Genomic DNA, 24,542 nt, shown 5'->3' with positions numbered 1-24,542 from the left:
GTGCCTGGCGGACGGCAGCGGGCCAAATCCAGCCTCGCCGGCGTTTGAGGCGCGGGGTCCGGGGCGGAGCCCCGAGCCTGAAGCCGCGCGCACCCACCCAGCGGCACCACATCCAGCCCCGCCGGCGCTGGAGGCGCAGGGGACGGACGCCGGATTGGGGCCGTGGACTGGGAAGTCCGGGCGCTGCGCAGCAGTAGGGGGCGTGCGCGGCGGGCATGGCATCCCTTGTGACCCTCCTCCGTGACATGCGCTACCCCACACCGCACGAACTCGCCCTGGCGGCCCGCGCCCTGGCCGACGAACACCCCGCCGAAGCCCGGCTCCGCCAGGCCGGGACCTCGCGGGCCGGGCAGCCCCTCTGGCTGCTCTCCGTCGGCCCGGTCAGGGCCGCCGCCACGACGCCCGCACAACGGAACGTCCTCGTCGTCGCCGGCGCGCACGCCAACGAACCCGTCGGCGGTGCGACCGCCCTCTCCCTCGCCCGCCGCGTGCTCCACGACCCGGCGCCCCGGGCCGGATGCGGCTGGCACTTCCTGCTCTGCGCCGATCCGGACGGCGCGGACCTGCACCGCACGCCCCGCCCCTACTCGCTCCTCGACTACCACCGGAACTTCTTCCGCCCGCCCGGCCCCGAACAGCCCGAGTGGGCGCCGTCTTTACTGCCCCCGGACCGGCTGCCGCCGGAGACCCTGGCCCTGACGGCCCTCATCGACGAGCTGCGGCCCGTCCTCCAGGTCTCCCTGCACGCCACCGACCTCGGCGGCTCCTGGGTGCAGCTCACCCGGGACATACCCGGCCTCGCCGAGCCCTTCGGCAAATCGGCCGCCGAGCTGCGCATCCCGGTCGAGAACGGGGCCTCGGACGCCGCCGGCTGGCCCTCCCCCGGGCCCGGGATCTTCGTGATCCCGCAGCCCGGGAGCGAGGCCGCCGGCGTCTTCCACCCGGAGGACACCCGGCTCAGCACCTGGTACCACGCCCATCGGTACGCCGGCACCACCGCCATCGTCGAAGTCCCCATGTGGGCCTCCGACCTGGTGGACGACCCGGCCCCGCATCCCGACCCGCGCGGCGCCCTGCGCATGCTGGCCGGGCGGCTCTCCGCCGACGCCGCGCTCGTCGCCGGCATGCGGGAGTCCTTCCGGCCCCGCCCGCTGCCGTACGAGGATCCGGCGGCGGCGCCCCTGCTGCGCGCGGTGGACTGGACGCTCGCCCTCATCCCCCGGATCGCCGCCGAGTGGGCCGGCAGCGGGGCTCCGGCCGAGGCCACGGCGGCGTACATCGCCAGCATCGACGCCTTCGGGCGGCGCCTGTCGCTGCGCGCCGCCGCGATGCTGCTGCGCGTCCTGCGCGTCCAGGGCCATCCGGCGGCGCCCGGGCTGGACCGGCTGGTCACGGGGTGGTGCGAGGAGTTCGCGGCGCGCTTCCAGGCCCGCTGGGTCCCGGTGGCCACCCAGGTGGAACACCAGGCCCGCACCGTCCTGGCGGCGTACGAACGCCTCCTGGCCCAGCGCCCTCAGTCCACGGACAGCCCGTAGCGCCGCTTGGGCAGGCCGGTGGCTCCGAGCCGGTCGTAGAAGCGGACCGCGCCCTCGTTCCAGTCGGGGGTCTGCCACTGGACCTGGACGAGGCCGAGCTCGCGGGCGAGGCCCGTCACCCCGTCCATCAGGGCGGCCCCGAGTCCGTGGCCGCGGGCGTCCCCGGCCAGGTAGAGGCAGTCCATGTGGAGGTAGTGCCGGGCGTCCCAGAAGGCGAACTCGGCCGAGCAGGCGGCGTATCCGACGACCGTGCCGTCCGGGACCTCGGCGAGCAGCACCCACATCCCGGGGTCCTCGGCGAACAACTGCGGCCCGAGCCGCTCGGCGAGCCCGGGCGGCCGCGGGGCCGACCTCTCGTACGCGATGTGCTCGTGCATGAGCTCGACGAGCCGGGGCAGGTCCCCGACGCGCGCGCGGCGCACGACGGGCATGCGTTCCGTGTGCTCCGCGCCTTCCGTGCGTCCTGCCTGTTCCGCGCGTTCTGCGTGTTCCGTGTCGTCCATGGACGCCATCCTGCGCGGTGGCTCCCCACCGCGGACCGCCGGGGCTCTCCCTAGTGCTGTGACAGCCGGAACATCATCTTCCCGAAGCCCACCTGGTCCCCGTCCCTGACCACCGCCGACCCCGTCACCCGGTGGCCGTTCACGGTGGTCCCGTTGGTGGAGCCGAGGTCCTTGAGCACCCACACCCCGTCGTGCAGGCTCAGCTCCGCATGCGCCCGGGAGACGGTCTCGTGGCTGAGCCGCAGCCCGTTGCCCGGATCGCGGCCGATCCGCAGGGCCGCCGCGCTCGGGTGCGGCAGCAGCAGCTTGGGCAGCCGCTCGACGGCCCACGCCCGCCGGACGCCCACCGAGACGGCGGAGACCCGGCCCACCCAGCCGAACAGCCGACGGGTCCACGGGCTTTCGGCGGCCTCCCGTGCCTGGAGGTCCGCGGTCAGGACGGCGAGGTCCTCGGAGCGGCGCGCGACCAGGGCGAGTTCCATCCGGCGCAGGAACGTGTCGTGGGACAGCTTCCCGAGGGCGGCGCCCTCCCTGAGCTGGCCCAGCGCCCGGTCGCGCTCGGCGTCGGACAGCCGCGGCGCGGGGAAGGCGGGGAACTCGAAACTCGACGTCACAGGGTGATTGTCGGCCCGTCGGGGGCGGAGTGTCCAGAACTCCCCCGCCGCGCCCGGAATGATGGGCAGGATACGCATGCTGGACACCGCCGGAGACGAGGGGACCGTCCGTGCAGTTCGAGGTCTGGGCACCTTTGGCAGGTCGTGTCGCCATGCGACTCGACGACGCGACATACGACATGGCACGCGACGGCGACCGGGACGGCTGGTGGACCGTGACGGCCCCGGCCGCCGACGGGAGCCGCTACGGGTTCCTGCTGGACGGCGGTCCCGCCGTGCGCCCGGACCCGCGCGGGCGGCGGCTGCCGGACGGGCCGGACGGACCCTCGGCGGTGGTCGACTTCGAGGCGCTGCCCGCGCCGGTGGCCGCCGCGCCCCGCACCCCGCTCCAGGACGCGGTCCTGTACGAGCTGCACATCGGCACCTTCACCCCCGAGGGCACCTTCGACGCCGCCGCCGCCCGCCTCGGGCACCTCGCCGCCCTCGGGGTCACGCACGTGGAGCTGATGCCGGTCTGCCCCTTCCCCGGGCGCCACGGCTGGGGGTACGACGGGGTCGCGCCGTGGGCGGTGCACGAGCCGTACGGCGGACCGGCCGGCCTCGCCCGGTTCGTGGAGGCCGCGCACGCCGCCGGGCTGGGCGTGGTGCTGGACGTGGTCCACAACCACCTCGGGCCCTCCGGCAACCACCTCCCGGCCTTCGGCCCGTACTTCACCGACACCCACCACACCCCCTGGGGCGCGGCGGTGAACCTGGACGCGCCCGGCTCCGACGAGGTGCGGGCGTACCTCGTCGGCAGCGCGCTCGCCTGGCTGCGCGACTACCGGATCGACGGGCTGCGGCTCGACGCCGTGCACGCGCTCGCCGACGGACGGGCGCTGACCTTCCTGGAGGAACTGGCCACCGCGGTGGACGAGTTGGCGGCGGAGAGCGGAAGGCCGCTGTTCCTGATCGCCGAGTCGGACCGCTGCGATCCGCGCACCACCACCCCGCGCGAGGCGGGCGGCCTGGGCCTGCACGCCCAGTGGAACGACGACTTCCACCACGCCCTGCACTGCGCGCTGACCGGTGAATCCCAGGCGTACTACGCCGACTTCGCCGAGGCCCCGCTCGCCGCCCTCGCCAAGACCATGACCCGGGCCTTCTTCCACGACGGGACCTGGTCCTCCTTCCGGGGCCGCACCCACGGCCGGCCCGTCGACCGCCGCCGGACCCCGGCCCACCGCTTCCTCGGCTACACCCAGACCCACGACCAGATCGGCAACCGTGCACTGGGCGACCGGCTCTCCGCCTCCCTCTCCCCCGGGCTGCTGGCCTGCGCCGCCGCGCTCGCGCTGACCGGACCCTTCGTGCCGATGCTGTTCATGGGCGAGGAGTGGGGAGCGTCCACGCCGTGGCAGTACTTCACGGACCATCCCGACCCGGAGCTCGCCGAGGCGGTACGGACCGGCCGGCGCCGGGAGTTCGCGGCGCACGGCTGGAAGGCCGAAGAGATCCCCGACCCGCAGGACCCGGCCACCCGGGACCGCTCCTGCCTGGACTGGGCGGAGCCCGGGCAGCCCGGGCCCGCCCGGCTGCTGGCCTGGTACCGCACCCTCGTCGCGCTCCGCCGCACCCACCCGGACCTGCGCGACCCGGACCTGGCCGCGGTCCGGGTCGCCCACGACGAGGAGCGCCGCTGGATCACCTTCCGGCGGGGCGACGTACGGGTGGTGGTGAACCTCTCGCCCGACCCGGCGACGATCGCGCTGGGGCGCAACGGCGTGCGGGTGCTCGCCGCGTGGGAGCCGCTCGAACACCCCGGTCCGGACGGGCGGATCCACGTACCGGGCGAGTCGGCGGTGGTCCTGGGGCCGTGACGTCCGTAGGCGCTACTCGACGATCGCCAGCTCGCGCGGGGCGTTGTTCAGGCGCAGCCCGCCGTCCTCGGTGACGGTCACGATGTCCTCGATGCGGACGCCGAACCGGCCGGGCAGGTAGACGCCCGGCTCCACGGAGAAGCACATGCCGGGGACGAGGGGCTGCTCCTCGCCCTCGACCATGTACGGCGGCTCGTGGGTGGTGACGCCGATGCCGTGGCCCGTGCGGTGGATGAAGCGCTCCCCGTAGCCGAATTCGGTGATCACCGCGCGGGCCGCCCGGTCCACCTCCTGGCAGGAGACCCCGGGCCGGACCGCCGCCACGCCGGCCTGCTGGGCCTCGCGGACGATGTCGTGGACCCGCTGCTCCTCGGCGGTCGGCTCACCGACGTGCACGGTGCGGGAGATGTCGGAGCCGTAGCCGTACCGCAGGCCGCCGAAGTCGAGGACGATCATGTCGCCGTGCTGGATGACCCGTTCCCCGGCCTCGTGGTGCGGGTTGGCCCCGTTGGGTCCGGAGCCGACGACCGTGAAGTCGACCTGGGAGTGGCCGTGTACGCGCAGCAGCGCGGCCAGTTCCTCGGCGACGTCGGTCTCCCGGCGGCCCGCGAAGGGGAGGTGGAGGACCTGGGCGTAGGCCGCGTCGGCGGCGGCGCCCGCGGCCGCGAGGCGCTCGAGCTCCCGCTCGTCCTTCACCGCGCGCAGCATGGGCAGGGAGTCCGTGAGGGGAACGTAGGAGGTGGCGGGCAACTCCCGCTGGAGGCCGAGGAGATGGAGGGCCCAGGTGTTGTCGCTCACTCCGAAGCGGCCGGCGACGTCCAGCAGCGGGGAGGTCACGGCGTACGGGTTCTTCCCGTCGCTCCAGTCGCGCAGGGTCAGCGCGGGGGCGCCCGGGGCCTTGGCGGCGTCGGGTGCCTCCAGGGCGGGCACCACGAGCACCGGGTCCTGGCCGGCGGCGAGCACCAGCAGGGTGAGCCGCTCGGTCTCGGCGGTGGGGCGGTAGCCGGTGAGGTGCGCGAGGTCGGGCCCGGGGGCGATCAGCAGCCCGGCCAGGCCCGCGTCGGCGGCGGTCTGCGCGGCCGCGGCCATCCGGGCGGCGTAGTCGGCGGCCGTGAAGGGGGCCGGTTCGGTATGCGTCTGCGTCTGCGTCTGCATCTGCATCTGCATCTGCGTCGGCTCGGGAGTTGCGGGAGTCACGGGTGTCATACGGGGGATCCTGCCGCGAGCCGGGCGGCGAGCGCAGCGGCCGCGCCGGTCGGAGTTCCGGCCGAGAGCAGTTCCGTACGGTGCACCAGGCGGGGTGCGGACAGCGGTACGGCGACCCCCGCGCCGGTGGCCTCGGCGACACGGCGCGGCAGCAGCACGAGGCCGTGCCCGGCGGCGGCGAGGGCGCAGAGGGCCAGCAGGTCGGTGCCCTCGTAGCGGGCGGCGGTCCGGGCGGCGGTGAGCGGAAGGCCCACGCCCGGGGCGTCCAGCCAGCGCGCGTCGGTGAGGTCGTCCATCCGGAGGGCGGCCCGCCCGGCGAAGGGATGCCCGGCGGGCAGCAGCACGGCCAGCTCCTCCTCCCCCACACTGGTCACGGTGAGCGGGGCCACATCGGGCAGCCGCAGCGGATCGCTGGGGGCGGCCGGTCCGTCGACGAGGCCGAGATCACAGTCCCCGGTGGCGACGGCGGCGGGCACCTCGGCCGGCGGCAGCACGCGCAGGGTGATCCCGGTGGCGGGCAGGGCGGCCAGCAGCCGGGGGCCGACGGCGAGCGGGGACGCGGCAAGGGTGACCCGCCCGGGCGGGGCGGCGGCCAGCCGCAGCACGTCGGCCCGCGCGGCGTCGAGCCGCAGCAGCAGCGGCGCGGCGTGCTCCAGCAGCCGCACCCCGGCCGGCGTCGGCGCCACGGGCCGCCGCGTGAGCAGCTCGACCCGCAGATCACCCTCCAGGGCGGCGATGTGCTGGGACACGGCGGACTGGGTGTAGCCGAGCTCCCGGGCGGCGCCGGAAAAGGAGCCGAGCCGGGTGACGGCCACGAAGGTGCGCAGCAGATGCGGATCCATGGGCCCCAGCATGACGCGCCCCTGCGGCGCCGCTGCCGGGGCTCCGCCCCAGACCCCGCGCCTCAAACGCCGGCGGGGCTGGATTTGGCTGCTGCCGTCCGCCTGGCTGGGCTGGATTGCCCGCAGGGCAATTTCAGCCTCGCCGGCGTTTGAGGCGTGGGGGTCCCCCCGGACGGAGTCTGGGGGAGGGTCCGGGGCGGAGCCCCGATCTTGTACCCGCACATCAGCACCGCTTATCGACCATGCACAAACAATCGTTGGCGCTGAACCGGAATCCAACCGCAGGATGATCCCCATGACCACCGCCATCGCCCGGATCGCCCTCGTCGGCGACCGCTCCCCCCATGTGAAGTCCCACACCCGGATCCCCGTCCTGCTCGACGCCCTCGCCTCCCGCGACGGGCTCGTCCTCGACGCCTACTGGATCCCCACCGCCGACGCGGCGGCCGAGGCCGCCGCCGGGACGCTCGCGCGGTTCGACGCCGTGTGGGTGCTGCCCGGCAGCCCGTACGCCAGCGAGGCCGGGGCGCTGGCCGCCATCCGGGTGGCGCGGGAGGAGGGGATCCCCTTCCTCGGCACCTGCGGCGGCTTCCAGCACACGCTGCTGGAGTACGCCCGCACGGTCTGCGGCCTCGCCGACGCCGCGCACGCCGAGAACGACCCCGGGGCGGACGACCTGCTGATCGCCCCGCTCGCCTGCTCCCTCGTCGGACACCAGGGCCCCGTACGCGCCGAGCCCGGCTCGCTCGCCGAGTCCTCGCTCGGCGCGGAGCGGTCGATGGAGCACTACCACTGCAACTACGGGCCCGCTCCCCGGCACCTTCCCGCGCTCGCCGCGCACGGGCTGCGGCTGTCGGGGCACGACGAGGACGGCCAGGTGCGGATCGTCGAGCTGCCGGGGCACCCCTTCTTCCTGGCCACGCTCTTCCAGCCGGAGCTGCACGGGGACGGGACCCAGCCGCACCCGATCGTCCGGGCCCTCGCCGCGGCGGCCGTCGCGCACGCGGCCGCGGCCGCCCCGGTCTCCGCCGTAGCGGAATAACGCGTCGCAGGACCACCCCGCTGATCGGCTATGCTGTGCATGCACATCGAACGGGTGGTCCGCCGCCCTTCGTGGTGGGTGTAGCTCAGTTGGTAGAGCACCTGGTTGTGGTCCAGGTGGCCGCGGGTTCAAGTCCCGTCACTCACCCTGTTGGTCCCGTAGGGGCACGAGGTCTTCCTCGTGCCCCTACGGGCTTTTCCGCCTAGTCCCGGAGGAAGGCCTCCACCTCGGTGGCGAAGGCCACCGGTGTCTCGTGGGGCGGGTAGTGGCCGGCGCCCGGGAGGGTGCGGATGCGGGAGTTCGGGTACCAGGTCTGCCAGGTCGCGCGCATGACGTCGGCGGTCAGCGCGAGGTCGTACTCGCCGATGAGGACCAGCACGGGGACGGTGTTGCCCTTCACGGCGGAGGACAGGTCGAGCGGCTGCCAGCTCGCGAGGTATCCGGCGAAGGCCTCGGGGCGGGAGACGGCCAGGGAGTGGGCGACCATGCGCTCCAGCCAGTGGCGGCTCGCGCGGTGGCCGGTGACCAGGTCGAGGATGGTCCGGCGCTTCTCGGGGTCCTCGGCGGCCCCGTAGAAGAGGGCGTGGGTCGCGTCGTCCATCTCGTAGGGCGCGGCCGGGACCGGGGTGAGCCCGATCAGCTTCTCGATGCGCTCGGGGGCGCGGACCAGGACCTGCTGGGCCGCCTTGCCGCCCATGGAGTGGCCGAGGAGGGAGAAGGTGTCCCAGCCGAGCTGGTCGGCGAGTTCGAGGACGTCGTCGGCGATCTCCGGGAGGGTGTGGCGGCCGGGGACGTCCCGGCGGTCGCCGTAGCCGCGGTAGTCGAGGAAGGCGTACGAGAACCCGTGCGGGTCCAGGTAGTCCAGGACGGAGCCCCAGTTGGCGGAGGTGCCGAACCAGTCGTGCAGCACGATGACGCGGACGGGGCCTGTGCCGATCCTGCGGTGGGCGATGGCCATGCGTTCTCCCTCGGTGACGGGTGTGGAGAAAACCGACGCCGTACCTTCTGCCCAGCGGGCCTACCATCACACCGTGAAACCGACATCCGGCACCGAGCCGCTGGTCATGGGGGACTTCTCGCGGGGCGACGGGGCGCGCCACCCGCACCACCCGCGGAGCTACGAGGTCAGCGATCCGGCGGAGATCGCCGAGGTGCGGGCCGTGCGGCCGTACGACCGGCACGCCGAGCACCCCACGGACCCCTACGACGGCGGGCCGGTCGGTTGCATGTGCCAGGGGGAATGGAGCCCGGCTCCCATCACCCCCGAGCTCGTACGCCTGCTCGACCCGCTGTCCCCCGAGGGGATCCCGGCCCGGCACCGGGTCCGGTGGGCGATTGCGGCGCCCGAGGGGCTGCGGGAGTACGCCGAGGCCCTGGCGCGGGGCGAGGAGGAGCCGGACCGGCCGCGCGGAGTGCCGCTGGGCGTGGTGTTCCGCTGGCTGGGCACCGTACGCCAGGAGCCGCGGGACGCCGCGTGGCTGCTGGCCGAACGCGCTCCCGAGCGGCTGCTGGCCGGGGCGCCGACGGAGGAACTGGCCTGGGCGGTACGGGAGACGGACCGGGCGGGCCTGGACGGCGCGGTGCGGTTCTTCGCGAGCGAGGAGTTCACCACCCGCCACCCCAAGCGGCGGCGCGTGCCGGACACGGCCCGCGACCGGCTGCTCCGGCACGCCCGCAGCCACCGCCCCCGCGACCTCCCGGTCCTGGAGCGGCGGCTGCTGCGCGTACCGGAGGACCGGATCAGACGGTCTTGATCGCCGGGTCGGAGACGCCCGGGGCGCCCGTTTCGACGTGGCCTGCGAAGCGGCGCAGGAAGGTGGTGTCCGCGTCGGAGACGACCTTGACGTCGTACCAGCGGCCCGTGCCGGCGAGGTCGACCGTGTGGGAGACCGAGCCGCCCGCCGCGACCCTGAGGGTCTGGGCCGCGCCGCCGTAGGCGTTGGTCACCGTGAGGTTGACCGCCGCCGTGCCGGTGTTGGTCAGGGTCAGGGCCAGGTTGCCGGTGGAGTCCGCGTGGCGGGCCGTGACCTCGGGGCCGGCCTTCTTCGCCGGGCCCGTCCAGGTGCGCAGGAAGCCGTTGGGGCCCCACACCGTGAGGTTGATCTGATTGCCGGTGGAGCTGCTGGTGGACCAGGTGTCCGCGAGGGTCTTGCCGGCCTCGACCGTGTAGGGCCAGGGGCCGTCCGTACGGTTGCCCGAGGTGCTGTGGAAGTGGGCGCCCAGTGCGGGGCCGGAGGAGAAGGTCAGGGTGAACTTGCCGGTGGACACCGTGGCCTTGCCGTCCACGTACGGGCTGTAGCCGAGGGCGCGGGTCGGCTTGGCGCCGGCCTCCTGCTTCGGCAGCGTGCCCGTGGCCGGCGGGACCGGGTGGTAGGACGGGTGGGTGTTGTGGTCCGGCGGGATGTAGCCCGCGGTGGACGGCAGGGCCGCGGGGGTCGCGTCGGCCCGGCTGAAGTCGAAGGCCGAGGTCAGGTCGCCGCAGACGGCGCGGCGCCACGGCGAGATGTTGGGCTCCTGCACGCCGAAGCGCTTCTCCATGAAGCGGATCACCGAGGTGTGGTCGAAGGTCTCGGAGCAGACGTAGCCGCCCTTGCTCCACGGGGAGACCACGATCATCGGGACGCGCGGGCCGAGCCCGTACGGTCCGGCCGCGTAGCCGCCGCCCCCGTTGTAGAGGTCGCCGGTGACGCTCGCCGTGGACAGGCCCCACGCCGAGGAGGCCGGCGGGTACGGCGGGACCACGTGGTCGAAGAAGCCGTCGTTCTCGTCGTAGGTGATGAAGAGGGCCGTCTTCGCCCAGACCGCCGGGTTCGAGGTGAGCGCGTCGAGGACCTGCGAGATGTACCAGGCGCCGAAGTTCACCGGCCAGTTCGGGTGCTCGCTGAAGGCCTCCGGGGCGGCGATCCAGGAGACCTGGGGCAGGGTGCCGGCCGCCACGTCGGCGCGCAGGCGGTCGAAGTAGCCGTCGCCGGCCTTGACGTTGGTGCCCGTACGGGCCTTCTCGTAGAGGGCGCTGCCGGGCTGGGCGCCCCGGTAGTTGTTGAAGTACAGCAGCGAGTTGTCGCCGTAGTTGCCGCGGAAGGCGTCGCTGATCCAGCCCCAGGAGCCGGCCGCGTTCAGGCCGTCGCCGATGTCCTGGTAGACCTTCCAGGAGACCCCGGCGGACTCCAGGCGCTCGGGGTAGGTCTTCCAGCCGTACCCGGCCTCCTGGTTTCCGAGGACCGGGCCGCCGCCGGTGCCGTCGTTGCCCGTGTAGCCGGTCCACATGTAGTAGCGGTTCGGGTCGGTGGCGCCGATGAAGGAGCAGTGGTAGGCGTCGCAGACGGTGAAGGCGTCGGCGAGGGCGTAGTGGAACGGGATGTCGTTCCGCTTCATGTACGACATGGTGGTGGCCGTCTTGGCCGGCACCCACTTGTCGTACTTGCCGTTGTTGTACGCCGCGTGGCCGCCGGCCCAGTCGTGGTTCAGGCCCTCGACGAACTGCATGCCGAGGTCGTTGACCTGCGGGTTGAAGGGAAGGATGTCCTTCGTCCCGTTGGACTGGTAGAAGACCGACTTGCCGTTGTCCTGGAGGACCGGGCGCGGGTCGCCGAAGCCGCGGACGCCCTTCATCGTGCCGAAGTACTGGTCGAAGGAACGGTTCTCCTGCATCAGGACGACGACGTGCTCGATGTCCTGGATCGTTCCGGTGGTGCCCTGCGCCGGGATGGCGGCGGCGCGCGCGATGCTCTCGTTGAGCATCGCGGCGGCCGCGGTGCCGCCGGCGATCTGGAGGAACCTGCGGCGGTTGAGTTCTGCCATGGCGTGACGACCTCTGCGGGTGAGGAGGGGGGAGTCGAGGGGCGCCCCAAGGACAGCGGCCCCGGTGGACCGGACGGAGATCCTTGTCTGACACCTGGCCGTACAGCCGGAGAACGGAAGGTCGCTCCCGGCCGGCCCGCGCGTCTGGCGCAGACGGTAGGCGAACCACCCTCCGACCAACAGCCCCCGGAGTCCCCCCACTTCACGCAGGTCCTGGTGACCTGGGGTACTCATCCGGCCTCCGCGCCGATCTGAGCATCCGTACTCAGGACCGGGAGATGCCGGCTTGTCATCGTGTGGGCATGCCCTTTCAGCCGAGTGACCGCCGGCCGCGCGCCGGGATAACCGCCGTCGGCACCCTGTTGCCCGAGGAGGTCCTGTCCTCGGACGACCTCCAGCGGGAGGTGGCCCGCCGCAGCGGCCTCACCCTGCCGCCGAGGCTGCTGCGGCAGGCCACCGGGATCGTCACCCGCCGTGTCGCGGGCGAGGGCGTGTACGCGTCCACCCTCGCGGTGGGCGCCGCCCGGCGGGCGCTGGACGCGGCCGGACTCGGCCCGCTCGACATCGACCTGCTGCTCTTCGCCTCGGCCTCCCGCGACCTGGTCGAGCCCGCCACCGCGCACATCGTGCAGGCCGAGCTGGGCTCGCGGGCCCACGTCCTGGACGTGACCAACGCCTGCAACAGCTTCGTGAACGGCCTCGACCTCGCCCGGTCGATGATCCTGTCGGGGCGGGCGCGGCGGGCCCTGGTGGTCACCGGGGAGACCCCGAGCCGGGCCGTCCGGCGCTCCCCCGCCGGCCTCGCGGAGTTCCGCGACGGCTTCGCCGGCTACACCTTCGGCGACGCGGGGGCGGCCGTGGTCGTGGAGGCCGTGGAGCGGGGCGGGATCCTCGACGTGGACAGCGAGACCCACTCCGAGCACTGGGAGGTCGGGGGCATCCCGGGCGGCGGTTCGCGCCACCCGCGCGGGGATGCGTACACCTATTTCCGCGGGGACGGGCACGAACTGCGGGGCGTCTTCGAGAAGGTGGGCACCGCCGTCATCGACCGGACGCTGCACCGGACGGGGATGGACTGGGACGGCTTCGCCAAGGTGCTCGTGCACCAGGTGACGGTGCCGTACCTGGAGCGGTTCGCGGAGCTGACCGGGGTGCCCGCGGAGAAGCTGGTGGTGACCGTGCCCGAGCTCGGGAACGTCGCGAGCGCGAGCATCGGCGTCCAGCTGGACCGGGTGTACGCGGAACTCGCCGCCGGGGAGCGGGTGCTGTTCGTGGGCCTCGGCGGCGGGATCAGCATCATGACGATGGTCTGGGAGAAGTCATGAGCGCGGGGCCGCGCATGTGGGTGGTCGTGCCCGCGCACGAGGAGGAGGCCCGCCTCGCGCAGACCCTGCGGGCGCTGGCCGCGCAGCGGGACCGGGACTTCACCCTGCTCGTGGTCGACAACGCCTCCGCCGACCACACCGGCGCGATCGCCCGGGAGTTCGCGGCGGGCGCGCCCTTCCCGGTGGAGGTGATCGAGGAGCCGGAGAAGGGGGTCGGCTCGGCCGTGGACACCGGTTTCCGGTACGCGATCGGCCGCGGCGCGGCGCTGCTCGCCCGCACGGACGCCGACTGCCTGCCCCGTCCCGGCTGGACCCGCGCCGCCCGGACCGCCCTCACGGACCGGCCCGGGCTGGTGTGCGGGCGGGTCACCGCGCGGCGCGACGAGCACGGGCCGCTCGGCCGGGCCGGCTTCGCCCTGCTCGTGGCGCTCGCCGCGCTCTTCGGGCGGCTGCGGCCCGAGCACGCGCGCCGCAAGGGCTTCCGGGCCCCCTACCGGATGCACGCCGGCAACAACATGGCCATCACCGCCGAGCTGTACCTGGCCGTGGGCGGCATGCCCCGGCGCCCCTCGCCGACCGACCGGCTCTTCCTGAACGCCGTACGCCGCCACACCGACCGGATCACGCACTGCCGGGACATGGTCGTGGAGAACTCCACGCGGCGCCTGCGGGCCTACGGGATCGCCGGTACCGCCCGCTGGTACCTCGACCAGGGCAGCGGTACGCACGGAACGGATCCCCGCTGATGCTGGACCGCCTCGACCACGCGCTGCGCAGCCGCCCCGAGCGGCCCGCCGTGCTCACCGCCACCCGGTCCGGCGCACCGCGGGTCCGCGCCACCCGCGGCGAACTCGCCGAGCTGTCCGACGCGTTCGCCGCCGCGCTGCACGCGCGCGGACTGCGCGCCGGGGACACCGTCGGCGTCGCCGTACGCCCCGGGCCGCGGGCCCTCGCCGTGCTGCTCGCGCTGTGGCGGCTGGGGCTGCGCGGGGCCGTACTCGACCCCGGCGCGGGGCCCGACGTGCTGCGGGCCCGGCTGGCGCTGGCCCGGCCCTCGCTGGTGCTGGCCGACGCGGCCGCGCAGGCGGTGGCGGGCTGGGCCCGGCCGCTGGCCCGGCGGGCCCGGCTCGCGCTGCCGGACCTGGCCGAGCTGGGGCCGGTGGCCACGGTCGGGCGCCGGCTGCCGGGCTGCGCCCCCGCACTGGACCTGACCGCGCCGCGTACGGGCGTCCCCGTGCCCCGGGACCACGACGGGGACGCGGTGATCGTCTTCACCTCGGGGACCACCTCGCAGCCCCGGGCCGTGGTCCACACCCGGTCGAGCCTGGCCGCCGGCATGGCCACCGTGACCTCGCTGTTCGACGCGCACGGGGACGATCCGGTGCTCGGCGGCACCTTCTTCGTCCTGGTCCCCTCGCTCACGCGCGGCGCGCCCGTCGCCCTGCCGGCCCGCGAACCCCGGGTCCTGGCACGGCAGTTGCACCGGCTGCGGCCGCAGGACACCTATCTGACCCCGCCGCAGCTGCGCGACGCCCTGCGCGTACGGGCCCGCTTCCACGGGCGGGTGTGGACGGGCTCGGCGCCCGCGAGCGCGGAGCTGCTGGAGCGGGTGCGGGGCGCGGGCGCGGCGCAGGCGTGGGGGGTGTACGCGCTCACCGAGCTGTTCCCCGCGGCCGCGGTCGAGGCCCGGGAGAAGGCCGCCTTCGAGGGCCCGGGCGACCTGGTGGGCGCCCCGCTGCCGGGTGTCGTCGCCAAGCCCGACGCGGACGGGCAGCTGCTCCTGGCCGGAGCCGCGGCCCGGGACCGCTACCTCGGCGAGGAGCCCGACGCGTGGGTCCGTACGGGCGACCGGGCGCGGCTGGACGGGACGGGCCGGATCGTCCTCGAAGGCCGGGTCAAGGACATGGTGCTGCGGCGGGCGGAGAACATCTACCCGGGCCTGTACGAACCGGCCCTCCAGGTCCCGGGGGTGGAGCTGGCCGTCCTGGTCGGGGTCCCGGCGGGCGACGGGGACGAACGGCTCGTGGCCGTCGTCCAGCCGCAGCGCGGCGCGGCCGAGGCCGCCCTGCGCACCGCCCTGTCGGGCCCGCTCGACCGGATGGGCACGGCCCGTCCCGACGCCCTCGTCTTCGCCCGGATCCCCCTGTCGGGCCGCTCCCGCAAACCGGACCGCGCGGCCACCGCGGCCCTTGCGGCGCAACGCCTCGGCCACACGGTATGACCCCCGTCCCGGGGCTCGGCCCCGAACCCCTGCGGGGGCTCCGCCCCCGTACCCCCGCGCCTCAATCTCCCCCAGACTCCGTCCGGGGGGACCCCCAGGCGGGGCTGACATCAGGAGGTACGCCCCCGATGAGCACCATGTCCCACGCCCGCGCCCGGCGGCGTGATCGCCGGGTCTATCTGCGCAGCCATCCCCTGCTGTTCGGGCTGCTCGCCGCCACCCGCGGGCGGCCCGTGCGGCGGATCGGGGGGACGCTGCTCGTGCACGACGCGGAGGCCTACCGGGAGGCGTTGACCCGGCTAGCGCTGGACCGTACGGCGGCCGGTACGACCGGGGGCGCCGCGCGGGCCGCGCTGGCGGGCGGCGGGGGCGTGCTGTTCGACCAGGAGGGCAGCGGGCACCGGGCGGACCGGCGGGACCTCGCCGGGCAGCTCGGCGCGGCCGGGGTGGAGCGGCTGCGCTCGGCGTGGCAGCCGCTGCTCGTACGCCACCTCGCGCCGCTCGCGCGCGGCGGGGAGGTGGACCTCGTCGGGCTCGCCCGGGAGCTGGCCGGGGCGGTGGTCTGCGCGCTGCTGGACGCGGACGCCGATCCGCGGGCCGTGGCCGCGGCGGCCGCCGAGGCCGCGGCCGCTTCCGTACGCAGCCACCTGCCCGGGCCGCGCCGCCCGCGCGCGGAGGCCGCCGCGGTCCGGGCCGCGGACCGGCTCCGCGGGCTGCTGGCACCGGGCGCGGAGGACCCGTCAGATACGCGGTCGGCCCACACCGGTCGGGGCGGAGCAAGGCCGACCGACGCGGGGCCGGGCGCGGAAGGGGCAGCCGCCGGACCGGCCGCGGCACAACCGGTCGACGCGGCGCCGGCCGCCATGGTGGCGGTGGCCGCCGTCAACACCACCGTCGCCGCGCTGCCCCGGGCCGTGGCCTGGTGCGCCGACGCCGGCCTGTGGGAGCAGGCCGCCGACCCGGCGCTGCGCCCGGCGCTCGCCGACGAGCTGCTGCGGGTCACAGCGGCCTCGCCGCTGCTGCCCCGCGTCGCCGCCTCGGAAGGGTCCGTCGGCGGCTGCCCGGTGCGCGCCGGCGACCGGCTGCTGCTGGTCGCCCGGCATGCGGCCGGGGCGCACCGGCGGGACCCCGATGCCCGCCGCCCGGCCGGTGCGGGGACCGCCCGGCTGGTGTTCGGCGCCGGGCCGCACGTCTGCCCCGGGGCCCGGCTGGCGCAGGTCCAGCTGGCCGACGTACTGGCGGCGCTGGCCCCGTACCGGCCGGTGGTGACGCGGGCCCGGGTGGACCGGCGGGCGGCTCTGCCCGGCTGGCGCACCCTGACGGTGGAGGCCCGCGCATGAGCATCCGCATCGCGGTGACCGGGGCGAGCGGCTTCTGCGGCGGGCACGTGGCCCGGGCAGCCGCCGCCCACGGGGCGGAGGTGGTCTGCGTGGGCCGCCGGCCCGGCCCCCTGGGGGAACACCGCTTCTGGGACGCCGCGCTCGGCGAGCCGGACCTCTCGGGGACGGACCTGGTGGTGCACTGCGCGGCCGCGGTGGGCGATCCGGCACCCCGTTCCGCCGCCGAGAGGCTGATGCACGCCGTCAACGTCGCCGGCACGCAGCGCCTGCTGCGCGCGGCGGGCGGCCGGCCGGTGGTCTGGGTGAGCAGCGCCAGCGTCTACGACCCGCACCTGGACCGCGGTCTGGTCCGCGAGGACCATCCGCGCGGCCGCCACCTCAACGCCTACGGGCGGACGAAGGCGGCGGGCGAGGCCCTGGCGCTGGCCGCCGGCGCGGTGGTGCTGCGCCCGCGGGCCGTCTACGGCCCCGGGGACACCCAGCTGCTCCCCCGGCTGCTCTCCCGGGTCCGGGCCGGGACCCTGCTGCTGCCGGGGCCGGACGTCCGGCTCAGCCTCACGGCGGTGGAGAACCTCGCCGAGGCCTGCCTGGCGGCCGCCGGCTGGCCCCCGGGCGCCTACAACGTGGCCGACGCCGAGCCCTACGCCCGCGACGAGGCCATCCGCCGGGTCCTGCGCGCGCACGGCGTCCGGGCCCGGATCCGGCACCTGCCGCTCGGGGTGGCCCGTACGGCGGCCCGCCTCGCGGAGGCCGTGGCCACCACCGAACCGGCCCTGAGCCGCTACGCGGTGGACCAGCTGGCCCACCCGGTGGTCCTGGACCTGACCCGGGCCCGCTCCCGGGGCTGGACCCCGCACCGGACCCTGGCGGACCATCTGGCGTCCGTGGCCCGGTGATTGCGGCAGCGGCGGCCGGCCCGGGGGTCAGCCGCCGGCGGCCGCCGGGGCCTGCGCCTTGACGATGAGCCGGTCGAGCAGCGCGAGCAGGGACGCGCGGACGTCGTGGCGGGACCGGGCGTCGAGCATGAGCACGGGCGTGTCCGGATCGCGCAGGTGCAGGGCCGCCCCGATCTCCTGCGCGGTGTACGGCTGTTCGCCGTGGAAGCAGTTCGCGCCGATCACGAACGGCAGTCCGCGGCTCTCGAAGAAGTCGACGGCCGGGAAACTGCGGTCGAGGCGTCGCGTGTCGACCAGCACGATCGCCCCGAGCGCCCCCTTGAGCAGGTCCTCCCACATGAACCAGAAACGTTCCTGGCCGGGCGTACCGAACAGGTAGAGGACGACTCCGGCGTCGGTGAGGGTGATCCGGCCGAAGTCCATCGCCACGGTGGTGACCGTCTTGGACTCGATGCCGTCGAGGTCGTCGACGCCGACGCCCGCGGCCGTCAGCCGCTCCTCCGTACGCAGTGGTTCGATCTCGGAGATCGTCTCCACCAGGGTCGTCTTGCCGACGCCGAACCCACCGGCGATGAGGATCTTGACCGGGGCCGGTTCCCGGGAGGCGGGCACGTCGTAAACGGGCAGGCTATATCCGGACAAGGTTGTCCCTGATTCTCATGAGCAGGTGGACGTCGGTGGTGTCGGCGGCCGCCAGGGGCGGCCGGTGGTGGATCAGCCCGCGGTCGGCGAGTTCACCGAGGAGCAGCGTCATCGGGGTGAGGCGGATGTGCATCCGCGCCGCTATCTCGGCGACCGCCCGCCCGCCCGGCGGCGCGCACATGGCGAGGATCTCCTGCCACTCGGTGGGGAGTCCGCCGAGTGCGTCGTCGGCGACCGCCGCCGTGATCGTGGTGTCCATGGTGAGCACGGTGTGCGGAACGGCTGTACGGCCGTCGGTCAGGGCGTACAGCCGCGTACGGCGGCGGCTTGCGGGCTGCGGCTCGTCCTGCGGCATTACGAGGACGGCACCTGACCGCGGTCGGGGGTGCCCAGCCACTCGCCGAGCGCCTGGGCGGTGCGTACGGCCTCGCCGCCCAGCTCGCCGAGCCGCGCCTTGCGGGAGGTCACCACGATGAGCGTGCTGCCCTCCCCGCACCCGACGATGCAGAGGTACCGGTCGTCCATCTCGACGAGCTGGCGGATGACGCTGCCGCCGTCGATCTCCCGGGATATCGCCTTCATCGTGGAGGCGATGCCGGAGGCGGCGGCCGCCATGCGCTCGGCCTGGGGCTGGTCCAGCAGGTAGGCGCTGAGCCGGATGCCGTCGTTGGACAGGAGCACGGCTCCCTGGATGCCGGCGATCCTGCTCAGGTTGTTGTCGAGGACGCTGTAGATCGCGTCGCTGGATGCCGCGGTGTTCGGTGAGGTGGTCATGGCTGATCCCGTCGGAGCTCTTCTTCCACTGTCTGGGTCCCCTGTTCGTAGTCCGCCCAGGCATCGGCGACCTCTTCGGGGGTCGCGGTGTCCGGCCGGACGGGTGTTTCCGGCGCGCGGGGCGCGCGCAGCTGATCGGCGATGTGGGTCTGCGGGACGCGCTCGGGGAGGGCGGGCCGGGCGGGGCCGGCCTCCGGAGCCGGCCGGACCGCGGGTACGGGTACGGGTACGGGCACGGGCGCCTTCGTACGGCGGCTCGGCAGCCCGGCGCCCGTGAGCGGGACCGGATCGGGCTCGGACTCCTCGGCGGGGCGCGGCCCGGGGGCGGCCGGCGCGGCGGCGGCCGGAGCCGCGACCAGGGCCGGGACCGTGGCCGGGGCCGGGGCCGGGAGCAGGGCCGGCGCCGTGGCCTTGGGCGGCGCGAGCTCGCGCGGGGCGTCCGGCGCGGTCGCCACCAGCAGTTCCCCGGGGAGGACCACCACGGCGGAGGTGCCCCCGTACACCGAGCGGCGCAGGGTGACCGTCGCCTGGAGCTGGTCGGCGAGGTGGCCGACCACGAAGAGCCCGAGCCGGTGCGCGTTCTGGGCCAGGACGGAGTACGGCGGGGCCTGGTGCAGGCGCCCGTTCATCTCCTCGTAGCGCTCGGGGCTCACCCGCGGCCCGCGGTCCTCGATCTCGACGGACAGCCCGTCCGCCACCAGTTCGGCGCGGATGACGACCGTCGACCGCGGCGGGGAGAACCGGGTGGCGTTGTCCAGCAGCTCCGCGAGCAGGTGGCTGATCTGGCTGATCGCGCGCGGTTCCACGCTGGTCTCGTCCAGGGCCTGCCGCTCGATGCGCCGGAAGTCCTCGACCTCCGCGGCGGCTTCGCGGAGCAGGTCGGCGACGCGCATGGGCTCGGTGTGCGGGTCGGGGACCTCGCCGCCCGCCAGGATGAGGAGGTTCTCGATCTGCCGCCGCATGCCCACGGTCAGCTGGTCGGCCCGCATCAACTGGGCGAGCAGCGCTTCGTCGTGGCCGAAGGTGTCCTGGAGGTCCTCGGTGAGGCTCAGCTGGCGGCTGACCAGGTTTCCGGTGCGGGAGGCGATGCCCGAGGCGAACAGGCCGAATCCGTGGCGCTCGGCGGCGAGCTGCCGGTGCCCGTCGACGGATACGGCGACGGCCCGGGCGAAGGCGTCGCTGATGCGTCCGACCTCGTCCCCCTCCCCGCGCACCGTCGGCAGGGCCCCGTCGTCGACGGCCTGCCCGCGCTGGAGCCGGGCCACGACGTCGGGGAGGGTTTGCTCGGCGACGGTCACCGTGCGTTCGTGCAGGCCGTGCAGACGGCGGAGCACCGACCGGGTGGTGAACACGACCACGACGACGACGGCCAGCAGCCCGCCGCCGCTCACCCCGATCAGCCAGGCGACCTCGGTCTGCAGCTCCGCGGCCTCGGCCTCGCCGTGCGCGAGCACCTCGCGCGCCATGCCGACGTTGAGCGTGGCCATCTGCACCGAGAAGGTGCCGTGCGCGGACGGCCAGCCGCGCACCTCGGCGGGCAGCCTGATGCCGGCTGCGGTGTCCTTGTGCCCGGAGACGACCGCGTTCTCGATGCGGTTCTTCGCCTGCCACTCCGAGGAGGAAACGATTCGCTGGTAGAACCCCCGGTCCCGCGCGGGCAGGTTCGGCACGATGCCCGTCTCGTGCAGGTACCGCTGGGCTCCCACGGCGCCGATGAACTGGTCGTAGCCGGCCGAGTTCAGTTCCCCGGACGGCCCGGCCAGAGCCAGGAAGGTGTCCTCGCGCGCCACCATCTCGGTGGCCGAGAGCATGGCCACCACGGGCCGGCTCAGCTCGGTGAGTTCGGCGTCCTCCGCGTGGCTGAACTCCTGCTGGTAGACCTGGATGACCGCGCCGACCACCCCGGTGTAGTAGGCGAGCGCCGCGTCGGCGGCGCCGCTGCGGGTGTCCGAGCGCTGGCGGTACACGGCCAGTTCGTCGAGCCGCCGGCTCACGTCCTCGAACGACTCGGCGGAATCGGCTGCCAGCCGGCGGAATTCGGCCGCCGCCTTGTCCGTCGCCGCCCGCCGGATCCGCAGTTCCTCCTCGGCCCCGGTGGCGTTCGCCCACCGCGCGGCGGTCATCGTCCGCTCGGCCTGCATGTCGACCATGAGCGTGTAGAGCGGCGCGCCGATCCGCTCGGAGGCCGCCACGTCGGCCCTCAGGTGCTGCGCCTGTGCCAGCAACCGTGCGGCGGTCACCGTCACTTGGGTGCCCATCGCCACGGTGGGGAGCACCGCCAGCCAGATGAGCAGGGTGCGCAGGCGCACGGTGCGCCACCGACGGGTCGTCGACTGCCCTCGTACGCCTTCGGGTTCTATGGGAGACATCGGTCCTCGGGAGCGGGGGCGGCCAGCGGGACGTGGGGGTGCCGATCATAACCAGACAAGCGGAGGAAACGGATAGGTGTGTTCGGCGGCCAAGCGTGCTATCGGCTGCGGATCACCGCAGGCCAGAGACCGGATCGGAACCGAACCGCGATGCCCTCGACATCCCGAGGGGCCGTTTTCGGCCGTCACGGGCGGTCGGGGCGGCCCTCACGGGCCCGGCCCGGCGGCGCCCGGAACGCGGACGGGCCCCCACCGACCGGCACGCGGTCGGTGGGGGCCCGTCGGGGTCCCGCGGGCTCAGCCCTCGTCGGAGGACGGGGTCAGGCGCAGGGAGATGCTGTTGATGCAGTACCGCTGGTCGGTGGGGGTCGGGTAGCCCTCGCCCTCGAAGACGTGCCCCAGGTGCGAGCCGCACGTCGCGCAGCGGACCTCGGTGCGGACCATGCCGTGCGAGGTGTCGGCGATCAGCTCCACCGCGTCGGTGTCCTTCGGGTCGAAGAAGGACGGCCAGCCGCAGTGGGACTCGAACTTCTCCGTGGAGCGGAACAGCTCGGCCCCGCAGCCGCGGCAGGAGTAGACGCCCTCCGTCTTGGTGTCCGTGTACTCACCGCGGAAGGCCGGCTCGGTGCCCGCGAGGCGCAGCACCTGGTACTCGGACGGGGTCAGCTCGGCCTGCCACTGCTCGTCCGTCTTCTCGACCTCGTACGCCATGACGTTCCCGCTCCCTCAGTTCGACAGGCGGGCGAGGATCTGCGGTCCCAGATCCGTGACGTCGCCCGCGCCCATGGTGAGAACGAGATCACCGGGCTTGGCCATTCCCGCGATGACCTCGGCGACGGCCTCCTTGGAGTGCTCGGCGGTCACGTCGGCGCCCGCGGCCCGTGCGGCGGCGATGATCAGCTCGCTGGTGACTCCGGGGATCGGGTCCTCGCGGGCGGGGTAGATGTCCAGGACCACCGAGGCGTCGGCGAGGGCGAGGGCCTGGCCCATCTCCTTGCCGAGCTCCTGGGTGCGGGAGAACAGGTGCGGCTGGAAGACGACCAGGATGCGGGAGTCCCCGGCGGCGCCGCGGATGGCCTCCAGGTCGGCGGTCATCTCGGTGGGGTGGTGCGCGTAGGAGTCGATGACCTGGACGCCCGCGGCCTCGCCCTTGAGCTGGAGCCGGCGCTTGACGCCGGTGTACTTGCCGAGGGCGGAGGCCAGGTTGTGCGCCGGGATGCCGAGGGCCACGCCGGCGGCCAGGGCGGCGACGGCGTTGTGCGCGTAGTGCCGGCCGGGGACCGAGACCGTGAACGTGAGCATGCGGCCGCCCAGGACGACCGTGACCTCGCTGGTCAGGCCGCGCGGGGTGATCTTGGTGATCCGGACGTCGGCCTCGGGCTCCTCGCCGTACGTGACGACCTCCAGGCCCTCGCGGCCGGCGACCCGGCGGGCGATCTCGGCCGCGCCCTCCTGGCCGTGGGCGACGACCAGGGTGCCGCCGGGGACGACCTTGCCGACGAAGGTCTCGAAGGACTCGTAGATCTCCTCCATCGACGCGTAGTTCGCGTGGTGGTCGAGCTCCGCGTTGAGGATGATCGCGACCTGCGGGGTGTACTTGTGGAAGCTGCGGTCGCTCTCGTCCGCCTCGGCCACGAAGATGTCGCCCTCGCCGTGATGGGCGTTGGAGCCGGGGGCGTCCAGGTCGCCGCCGATGGCGTACGAGGGGTCCAGGCCCAGGGCGGACAGGGACACCGCGAGCATCGAGGTGGTCGTGGTCTTGCCGTGCGTACCGGCGACGGCGATCGGGCGCAGCCCGTCCATCAGGGCGGCGAGGGCGTCGGAGCGGTGGACGACGGGAACGCCCAGCTCGGCGGCGCGCGCCAGCTCGGGGTTGTCCGCGCGGATGGCGCTGGAGACGACGACACAGGTGGCGTCGGCGGCGAGGTTGCCGGCGGCGTGCCCGCTGTGGACCGTGGCGCCGTTGGCGCGCAGCGCCTCGGCGGTCTCGGAGTCACCACGGGAATCGCTGCCGGCCACCTGCGCGCCGCGCTGGGCGAGGATCTTCGCGATGCCGGACATGCCGGCGCCGCCGATGCCGATGAAGTGGGGCCGTTCCATGGCGGTCGGCAGGCCGGGCTTCATTCAGGTCGCTCCAGGATCGAGTGCGGTGCTTGTGCGCGGTGGGCTCTGACGGCCCCAGCCTATTCGTTGTGGGCGAAGAGCTTGAGCACCGGAACGCCGACCTTGTGCCGGGCCCGGGAGGCCCAGTCCCGGTGGAAGAACTCCTCGACGAAGTGCGGGGCGGTCAGGACGATCACCTCGTCGGCGTTCGTCTCTTCCACCACGGCCTTGAGTTTGTCGAGGGGGTGGTCCTCGACGATCTGGCCGACGGCCTTGGCGCCCTTCCGGCGCAAGGCCTCCAGGGAGTGTTCGAGGGCCTGCGCGGCCGGGCCGCGGGCGGCCTCGCCCTCGGGTTCGTCGCCCTCGCGAATGGCCTCGGGCAGCTCACCGAGCGCTACGTCGTCGATGGCGCGCAGCAGTCGGTCCTGGTCGCCCCTGGGTTGCATGAGGACGACGAAGGAGACCTGGTCGTCTCCGTGCAGGGTGGTGACGAAGTCCACGTCCACCGTGGTCAGCGGCTGCTCGATCATCAATACGCTCGTGAACACGGACGCCCTCTCCTTCATGGGCCGAGGCCGGGTGGCCGGCCCCTGCGGAAACCATCCTGCCCCGCTCTCGCACGGGGCCTGCGGAGGTATATGTGCCCAGTGGAAGCTAAGCGGAACGACAAATTCCGCGGCATGTCAGATCCGACGGTAGCTCGTGAACAGGAACCCGGCCTCTTCCAGTACGCAGGCGGGCGCGAGGCGGTGCGGAACCGTGACGGAGGGGCCGCCGGAGATCCGCTGGGCGTCACCCGCCGTGAGCATCGGCGAGATCGTCAGGCACAGCTCGTCCAGGGCGTCGGCGGCCACGAACTGGCCCAGCAGCCGGGGCCCGCCCTCGGTGAGCTGGCGGCGCAGCCCCCGCTCCGCGAGCTCCCGTACGACCCTGACCGGGTCGGCGCCGGCCCCCTCGCCCGCGACGACGACCTCGGCCCCGGCCTTGACGGCCTCGGCCACCCGGTCGGCGGGCGCCGCGGCCCCGGTGACCACCAGGGTCGGCACTAGGGGGGAGGTGAACAGGGGCAGCGAGAAGTCCAGGTCCAGGCTCGCGGTGACCACCGCGACGGCGGGCGCGGGTCCCTGTCCGGCGGCCGCGCGCCGGGCCGCGAAGGCCTCCCGGGCCCGGGCCGGGCGGTAGCCCTCCTGGCGAACCGTTTCCGCGCCGACGACCACCACATCGGCCAGGGCCCGCAGGGTGCCGAAGATCCGCATGTCCGTCTCGCCGGAGATCGGCTGCGAACGGCCGTCGTGCTGGGCGGCCCCGTCGAGAGTGGAAACCATGTTCGCCCGCAGCCAGTGCGCGTCCGGCCCGAGCACGGGGTACGCGTAGGCCTCCGCGAGCTCGTCCAGCGACCACTCGCGGTCGGCCGGGTCCTGCGGCGAGGCTGATGTCTGATCGGTCACAGGGAACAGGCGTCGCATCGGT

The 24,542-nt window shown here is 74.4% G+C and carries 23 protein-coding genes and 1 tRNA gene; 10 read left to right on the top strand and 14 right to left on the bottom strand.

What is annotated here, in order from left to right:
• The first annotated feature begins 227 nt into the window (after positions 1-227).
• On the top strand, positions 228-1,535 hold the full coding sequence (locus ACFWBN_RS17875) for a M14 family zinc carboxypeptidase (RefSeq protein WP_385177612.1): 1,308 nt from the start codon (positions 228-230) through the stop codon (positions 1,533-1,535).
• Here ACFWBN_RS17875 and ACFWBN_RS17870 read toward each other — a convergent pair.
• A complete protein-coding gene (locus tag ACFWBN_RS17870; protein ID WP_385177583.1) occupies positions 1,514-2,038 on the bottom strand; it encodes a GNAT family N-acetyltransferase in 525 nt (174 codons plus the stop codon). The two genes, ACFWBN_RS17875 and ACFWBN_RS17870, sit on opposite strands and share 22 nt — an antisense overlap.
• Before the next feature lie 50 nt (positions 2,039-2,088).
• Positions 2,089-2,652: an FHA domain-containing protein gene (locus ACFWBN_RS17865; protein WP_385177581.1), complete on the bottom strand. Its 564-nt coding sequence runs from the start codon at positions 2,650-2,652 to the stop codon at positions 2,089-2,091.
• A gap of 110 nt (positions 2,653-2,762) precedes the next feature.
• Between ACFWBN_RS17865 and treZ the strand changes: the two genes are divergently transcribed.
• The gene (treZ, locus tag ACFWBN_RS17860; RefSeq protein ID WP_385177579.1) at positions 2,763-4,511 is read left to right on the top strand and encodes a malto-oligosyltrehalose trehalohydrolase; all 1,749 of its coding nucleotides are present in this window, start codon (positions 2,763-2,765) and stop codon (positions 4,509-4,511) included.
• Between the two features lie 12 nt (positions 4,512-4,523).
• Here the strand turns inward: treZ and ACFWBN_RS17855 are convergent, their stop codons facing one another.
• On the bottom strand, positions 4,524-5,666 hold the full coding sequence (locus ACFWBN_RS17855; RefSeq protein ID WP_385177609.1) for a M24 family metallopeptidase: 1,143 nt from the start codon (positions 5,664-5,666) through the stop codon (positions 4,524-4,526).
• 47 nt (positions 5,667-5,713) lie between these two features.
• Positions 5,714-6,559: a LysR family transcriptional regulator gene (locus tag ACFWBN_RS17850; protein WP_385177577.1), complete on the bottom strand. Its 846-nt coding sequence runs from the start codon at positions 6,557-6,559 to the stop codon at positions 5,714-5,716.
• A 295-nt stretch (positions 6,560-6,854) separates the two neighbouring features.
• On the opposite strand from ACFWBN_RS17850, the gene ACFWBN_RS17845 reads away from it, so the two are divergent.
• Positions 6,855-7,601, top strand: a complete 747-nt coding sequence (locus tag ACFWBN_RS17845; protein WP_385177575.1) for a hypothetical protein — start codon at positions 6,855-6,857, stop codon at positions 7,599-7,601.
• Between the two features lie 74 nt (positions 7,602-7,675).
• Positions 7,676-7,748, top strand: a tRNA-His gene (locus ACFWBN_RS17840).
• A gap of 55 nt (positions 7,749-7,803) precedes the next feature.
• On the opposite strand, the gene ACFWBN_RS17835 is transcribed toward ACFWBN_RS17840, so the two are convergent.
• Positions 7,804-8,559: an alpha/beta fold hydrolase gene (locus ACFWBN_RS17835; protein ID WP_385177573.1), complete on the bottom strand. Its 756-nt coding sequence runs from the start codon at positions 8,557-8,559 to the stop codon at positions 7,804-7,806.
• 73 nt (positions 8,560-8,632) lie between these two features.
• Here ACFWBN_RS17835 and ACFWBN_RS17830 point away from each other — a divergent pair, with 73 nt between their 5' ends.
• Entirely contained in the window at positions 8,633-9,355 is a 723-nt protein-coding gene (locus ACFWBN_RS17830) for a hypothetical protein (protein WP_385177571.1), read from the top strand.
• Here the strand turns inward: ACFWBN_RS17830 and ACFWBN_RS17825 are convergent.
• Positions 9,342-11,402, bottom strand: a complete 2,061-nt coding sequence (locus tag ACFWBN_RS17825; RefSeq protein ID WP_385177569.1) for a phosphocholine-specific phospholipase C — start codon at positions 11,400-11,402, stop codon at positions 9,342-9,344. The genes ACFWBN_RS17830 and ACFWBN_RS17825 overlap by 14 nt on opposite strands.
• A 302-nt stretch (positions 11,403-11,704) precedes the next feature.
• Here ACFWBN_RS17825 and ACFWBN_RS17820 point away from each other — a divergent pair, with 302 nt between their 5' ends.
• The 5 genes from ACFWBN_RS17820 (at position 11,705) to ACFWBN_RS17800 (ending at position 17,184) form a co-directional block, all read left to right on the top strand.
• Positions 11,705-12,727: a 3-oxoacyl-ACP synthase III family protein gene (locus ACFWBN_RS17820; protein ID WP_385177567.1), complete on the top strand. Its 1,023-nt coding sequence runs from the start codon at positions 11,705-11,707 to the stop codon at positions 12,725-12,727.
• Positions 12,724-13,473, top strand: coding sequence for a glycosyltransferase (locus ACFWBN_RS17815; protein WP_385177565.1), 750 nt, complete (start codon positions 12,724-12,726; stop codon positions 13,471-13,473). The genes ACFWBN_RS17820 and ACFWBN_RS17815 overlap by 4 nt, the downstream gene beginning before the upstream one ends.
• Positions 13,473-14,948 carry a class I adenylate-forming enzyme family protein gene (locus ACFWBN_RS17810; protein WP_385177563.1) on the top strand — a complete coding sequence of 492 codons (1,476 nt, stop codon included), beginning with the start codon at positions 13,473-13,475 and terminating at the stop codon, positions 14,946-14,948. The genes ACFWBN_RS17815 and ACFWBN_RS17810 overlap by 1 nt, the downstream gene beginning before the upstream one ends.
• 128 nt (positions 14,949-15,076) lie before the next feature.
• Positions 15,077-16,288: a cytochrome P450 gene (locus ACFWBN_RS17805; protein WP_385177561.1), complete on the top strand. Its 1,212-nt coding sequence runs from the start codon at positions 15,077-15,079 to the stop codon at positions 16,286-16,288.
• On the top strand, positions 16,285-17,184 hold the full coding sequence (locus ACFWBN_RS17800; protein WP_385177559.1) for an NAD-dependent epimerase/dehydratase family protein: 900 nt from the start codon (positions 16,285-16,287) through the stop codon (positions 17,182-17,184). The genes ACFWBN_RS17805 and ACFWBN_RS17800 overlap by 4 nt, the downstream gene beginning before the upstream one ends.
• A 27-nt stretch (positions 17,185-17,211) precedes the next feature.
• Here ACFWBN_RS17800 and ACFWBN_RS17795 read toward each other — a convergent pair whose 3' ends face one another.
• The 8 genes from ACFWBN_RS17795 to ACFWBN_RS17760 all read right to left on the bottom strand — a co-directional run bounded on the left by ACFWBN_RS17795 (position 17,212) and on the right by ACFWBN_RS17760 (position 24,538).
• Complete coding sequence (locus ACFWBN_RS17795; protein WP_385177557.1) at positions 17,212-17,826, bottom strand: ATP/GTP-binding protein; 615 nt, start codon at positions 17,824-17,826, stop codon at positions 17,212-17,214.
• Positions 17,813-18,181 carry a DUF742 domain-containing protein gene (locus tag ACFWBN_RS17790; protein WP_385177555.1) on the bottom strand — a complete coding sequence of 123 codons (369 nt, stop codon included), beginning with the start codon at positions 18,179-18,181 and terminating at the stop codon, positions 17,813-17,815. The genes ACFWBN_RS17795 and ACFWBN_RS17790 overlap by 14 nt, the downstream gene beginning before the upstream one ends.
• Positions 18,181-18,600, bottom strand: coding sequence for a roadblock/LC7 domain-containing protein (locus ACFWBN_RS17785; protein WP_385177553.1), 420 nt, complete (start codon positions 18,598-18,600; stop codon positions 18,181-18,183). Before ACFWBN_RS17785 ends, ACFWBN_RS17790 begins: the two co-directional genes overlap by 1 nt.
• Entirely contained in the window at positions 18,597-20,969 is a 2,373-nt protein-coding gene (locus tag ACFWBN_RS17780) for a nitrate- and nitrite sensing domain-containing protein (RefSeq protein WP_385177551.1), read from the bottom strand. Before ACFWBN_RS17780 ends, ACFWBN_RS17785 begins: the two co-directional genes overlap by 4 nt.
• Positions 20,970-21,266: 297 nt before the next feature.
• Positions 21,267-21,680: a peptide-methionine (R)-S-oxide reductase MsrB gene (msrB, locus tag ACFWBN_RS17775; protein WP_385177549.1), complete on the bottom strand. Its 414-nt coding sequence runs from the start codon at positions 21,678-21,680 to the stop codon at positions 21,267-21,269.
• 15 nt (positions 21,681-21,695) lie between these two features.
• Positions 21,696-23,093 (bottom strand): UDP-N-acetylmuramate--L-alanine ligase, encoded by a 1,398-nt coding sequence (gene murC, locus ACFWBN_RS17770; RefSeq protein ID WP_385177547.1) that lies wholly within the window; start codon positions 23,091-23,093, stop codon positions 21,696-21,698.
• A gap of 59 nt (positions 23,094-23,152) precedes the next feature.
• The gene (locus tag ACFWBN_RS17765) at positions 23,153-23,620 is read right to left on the bottom strand and encodes an indole-3-glycerol phosphate synthase (RefSeq protein WP_385177545.1); all 468 of its coding nucleotides are present in this window, start codon (positions 23,618-23,620) and stop codon (positions 23,153-23,155) included.
• A gap of 135 nt (positions 23,621-23,755) precedes the next feature.
• Positions 23,756-24,538 carry a pyrimidine reductase family protein gene (locus ACFWBN_RS17760; RefSeq protein WP_385177543.1) on the bottom strand — a complete coding sequence of 261 codons (783 nt, stop codon included), beginning with the start codon at positions 24,536-24,538 and terminating at the stop codon, positions 23,756-23,758.
• Positions 24,539-24,542: the final 4 nt, after the last annotated feature.

Origin of the sequence: Streptomyces sp. NPDC059989, assembly GCF_042736975.1 — a bacterium.
In the GTDB taxonomy this organism is placed as follows: domain Bacteria; phylum Actinomycetota; class Actinomycetes; order Streptomycetales; family Streptomycetaceae; genus Streptomyces.
This window is presented reverse-complemented; position numbering and strand designations above follow the sequence as displayed.

Bases quoted from the DNA above. Each gene is read 5' to 3' on its own strand.
- ACFWBN_RS17870 (WP_385177583.1), bottom strand. From the start codon at position 2,038: ATGGACGACACGGAACACGCAGAACGCGCGGAACAGGCAGGACGCACG.
- ACFWBN_RS17855 (WP_385177609.1), bottom strand. From the start codon at position 5,666: ATGCAGACGCAGACGCAGACGCATACCGAACCGGCCCCCTTCACGGCC.
- ACFWBN_RS17850 (WP_385177577.1), bottom strand. From the start codon at position 6,559: ATGGATCCGCATCTGCTGCGCACCTTCGTGGCCGTCACCCGGCTCGGC.
- ACFWBN_RS17845 (WP_385177575.1), top strand. From the start codon at position 6,855: ATGACCACCGCCATCGCCCGGATCGCCCTCGTCGGCGACCGCTCCCCC.
- ACFWBN_RS17835 (WP_385177573.1), bottom strand. From the start codon at position 8,559: ATGGCCATCGCCCACCGCAGGATCGGCACAGGCCCCGTCCGCGTCATC.
- ACFWBN_RS17825 (WP_385177569.1), bottom strand. From the start codon at position 11,402: ATGGCAGAACTCAACCGCCGCAGGTTCCTCCAGATCGCCGGCGGCACC.
- ACFWBN_RS17820 (WP_385177567.1), top strand. From the start codon at position 11,705: ATGCCCTTTCAGCCGAGTGACCGCCGGCCGCGCGCCGGGATAACCGCC.
- ACFWBN_RS17815 (WP_385177565.1), top strand. From the start codon at position 12,724: ATGAGCGCGGGGCCGCGCATGTGGGTGGTCGTGCCCGCGCACGAGGAG.
- ACFWBN_RS17810 (WP_385177563.1), top strand. From the start codon at position 13,473: ATGCTGGACCGCCTCGACCACGCGCTGCGCAGCCGCCCCGAGCGGCCC.
- ACFWBN_RS17805 (WP_385177561.1), top strand. From the start codon at position 15,077: ATGAGCACCATGTCCCACGCCCGCGCCCGGCGGCGTGATCGCCGGGTC.
- ACFWBN_RS17800 (WP_385177559.1), top strand. From the start codon at position 16,285: ATGAGCATCCGCATCGCGGTGACCGGGGCGAGCGGCTTCTGCGGCGGG.
- ACFWBN_RS17790 (WP_385177555.1), bottom strand. From the start codon at position 18,181: ATGCCGCAGGACGAGCCGCAGCCCGCAAGCCGCCGCCGTACGCGGCTG.
- ACFWBN_RS17785 (WP_385177553.1), bottom strand. From the start codon at position 18,600: ATGACCACCTCACCGAACACCGCGGCATCCAGCGACGCGATCTACAGC.
- ACFWBN_RS17780 (WP_385177551.1), bottom strand. From the start codon at position 20,969: ATGTCTCCCATAGAACCCGAAGGCGTACGAGGGCAGTCGACGACCCGT.
- msrB (WP_385177549.1), bottom strand. From the start codon at position 21,680: ATGGCGTACGAGGTCGAGAAGACGGACGAGCAGTGGCAGGCCGAGCTG.
- murC (WP_385177547.1), bottom strand. From the start codon at position 23,093: ATGAAGCCCGGCCTGCCGACCGCCATGGAACGGCCCCACTTCATCGGC.
- ACFWBN_RS17760 (WP_385177543.1), bottom strand. From the start codon at position 24,538: ATGCGACGCCTGTTCCCTGTGACCGATCAGACATCAGCCTCGCCGCAG.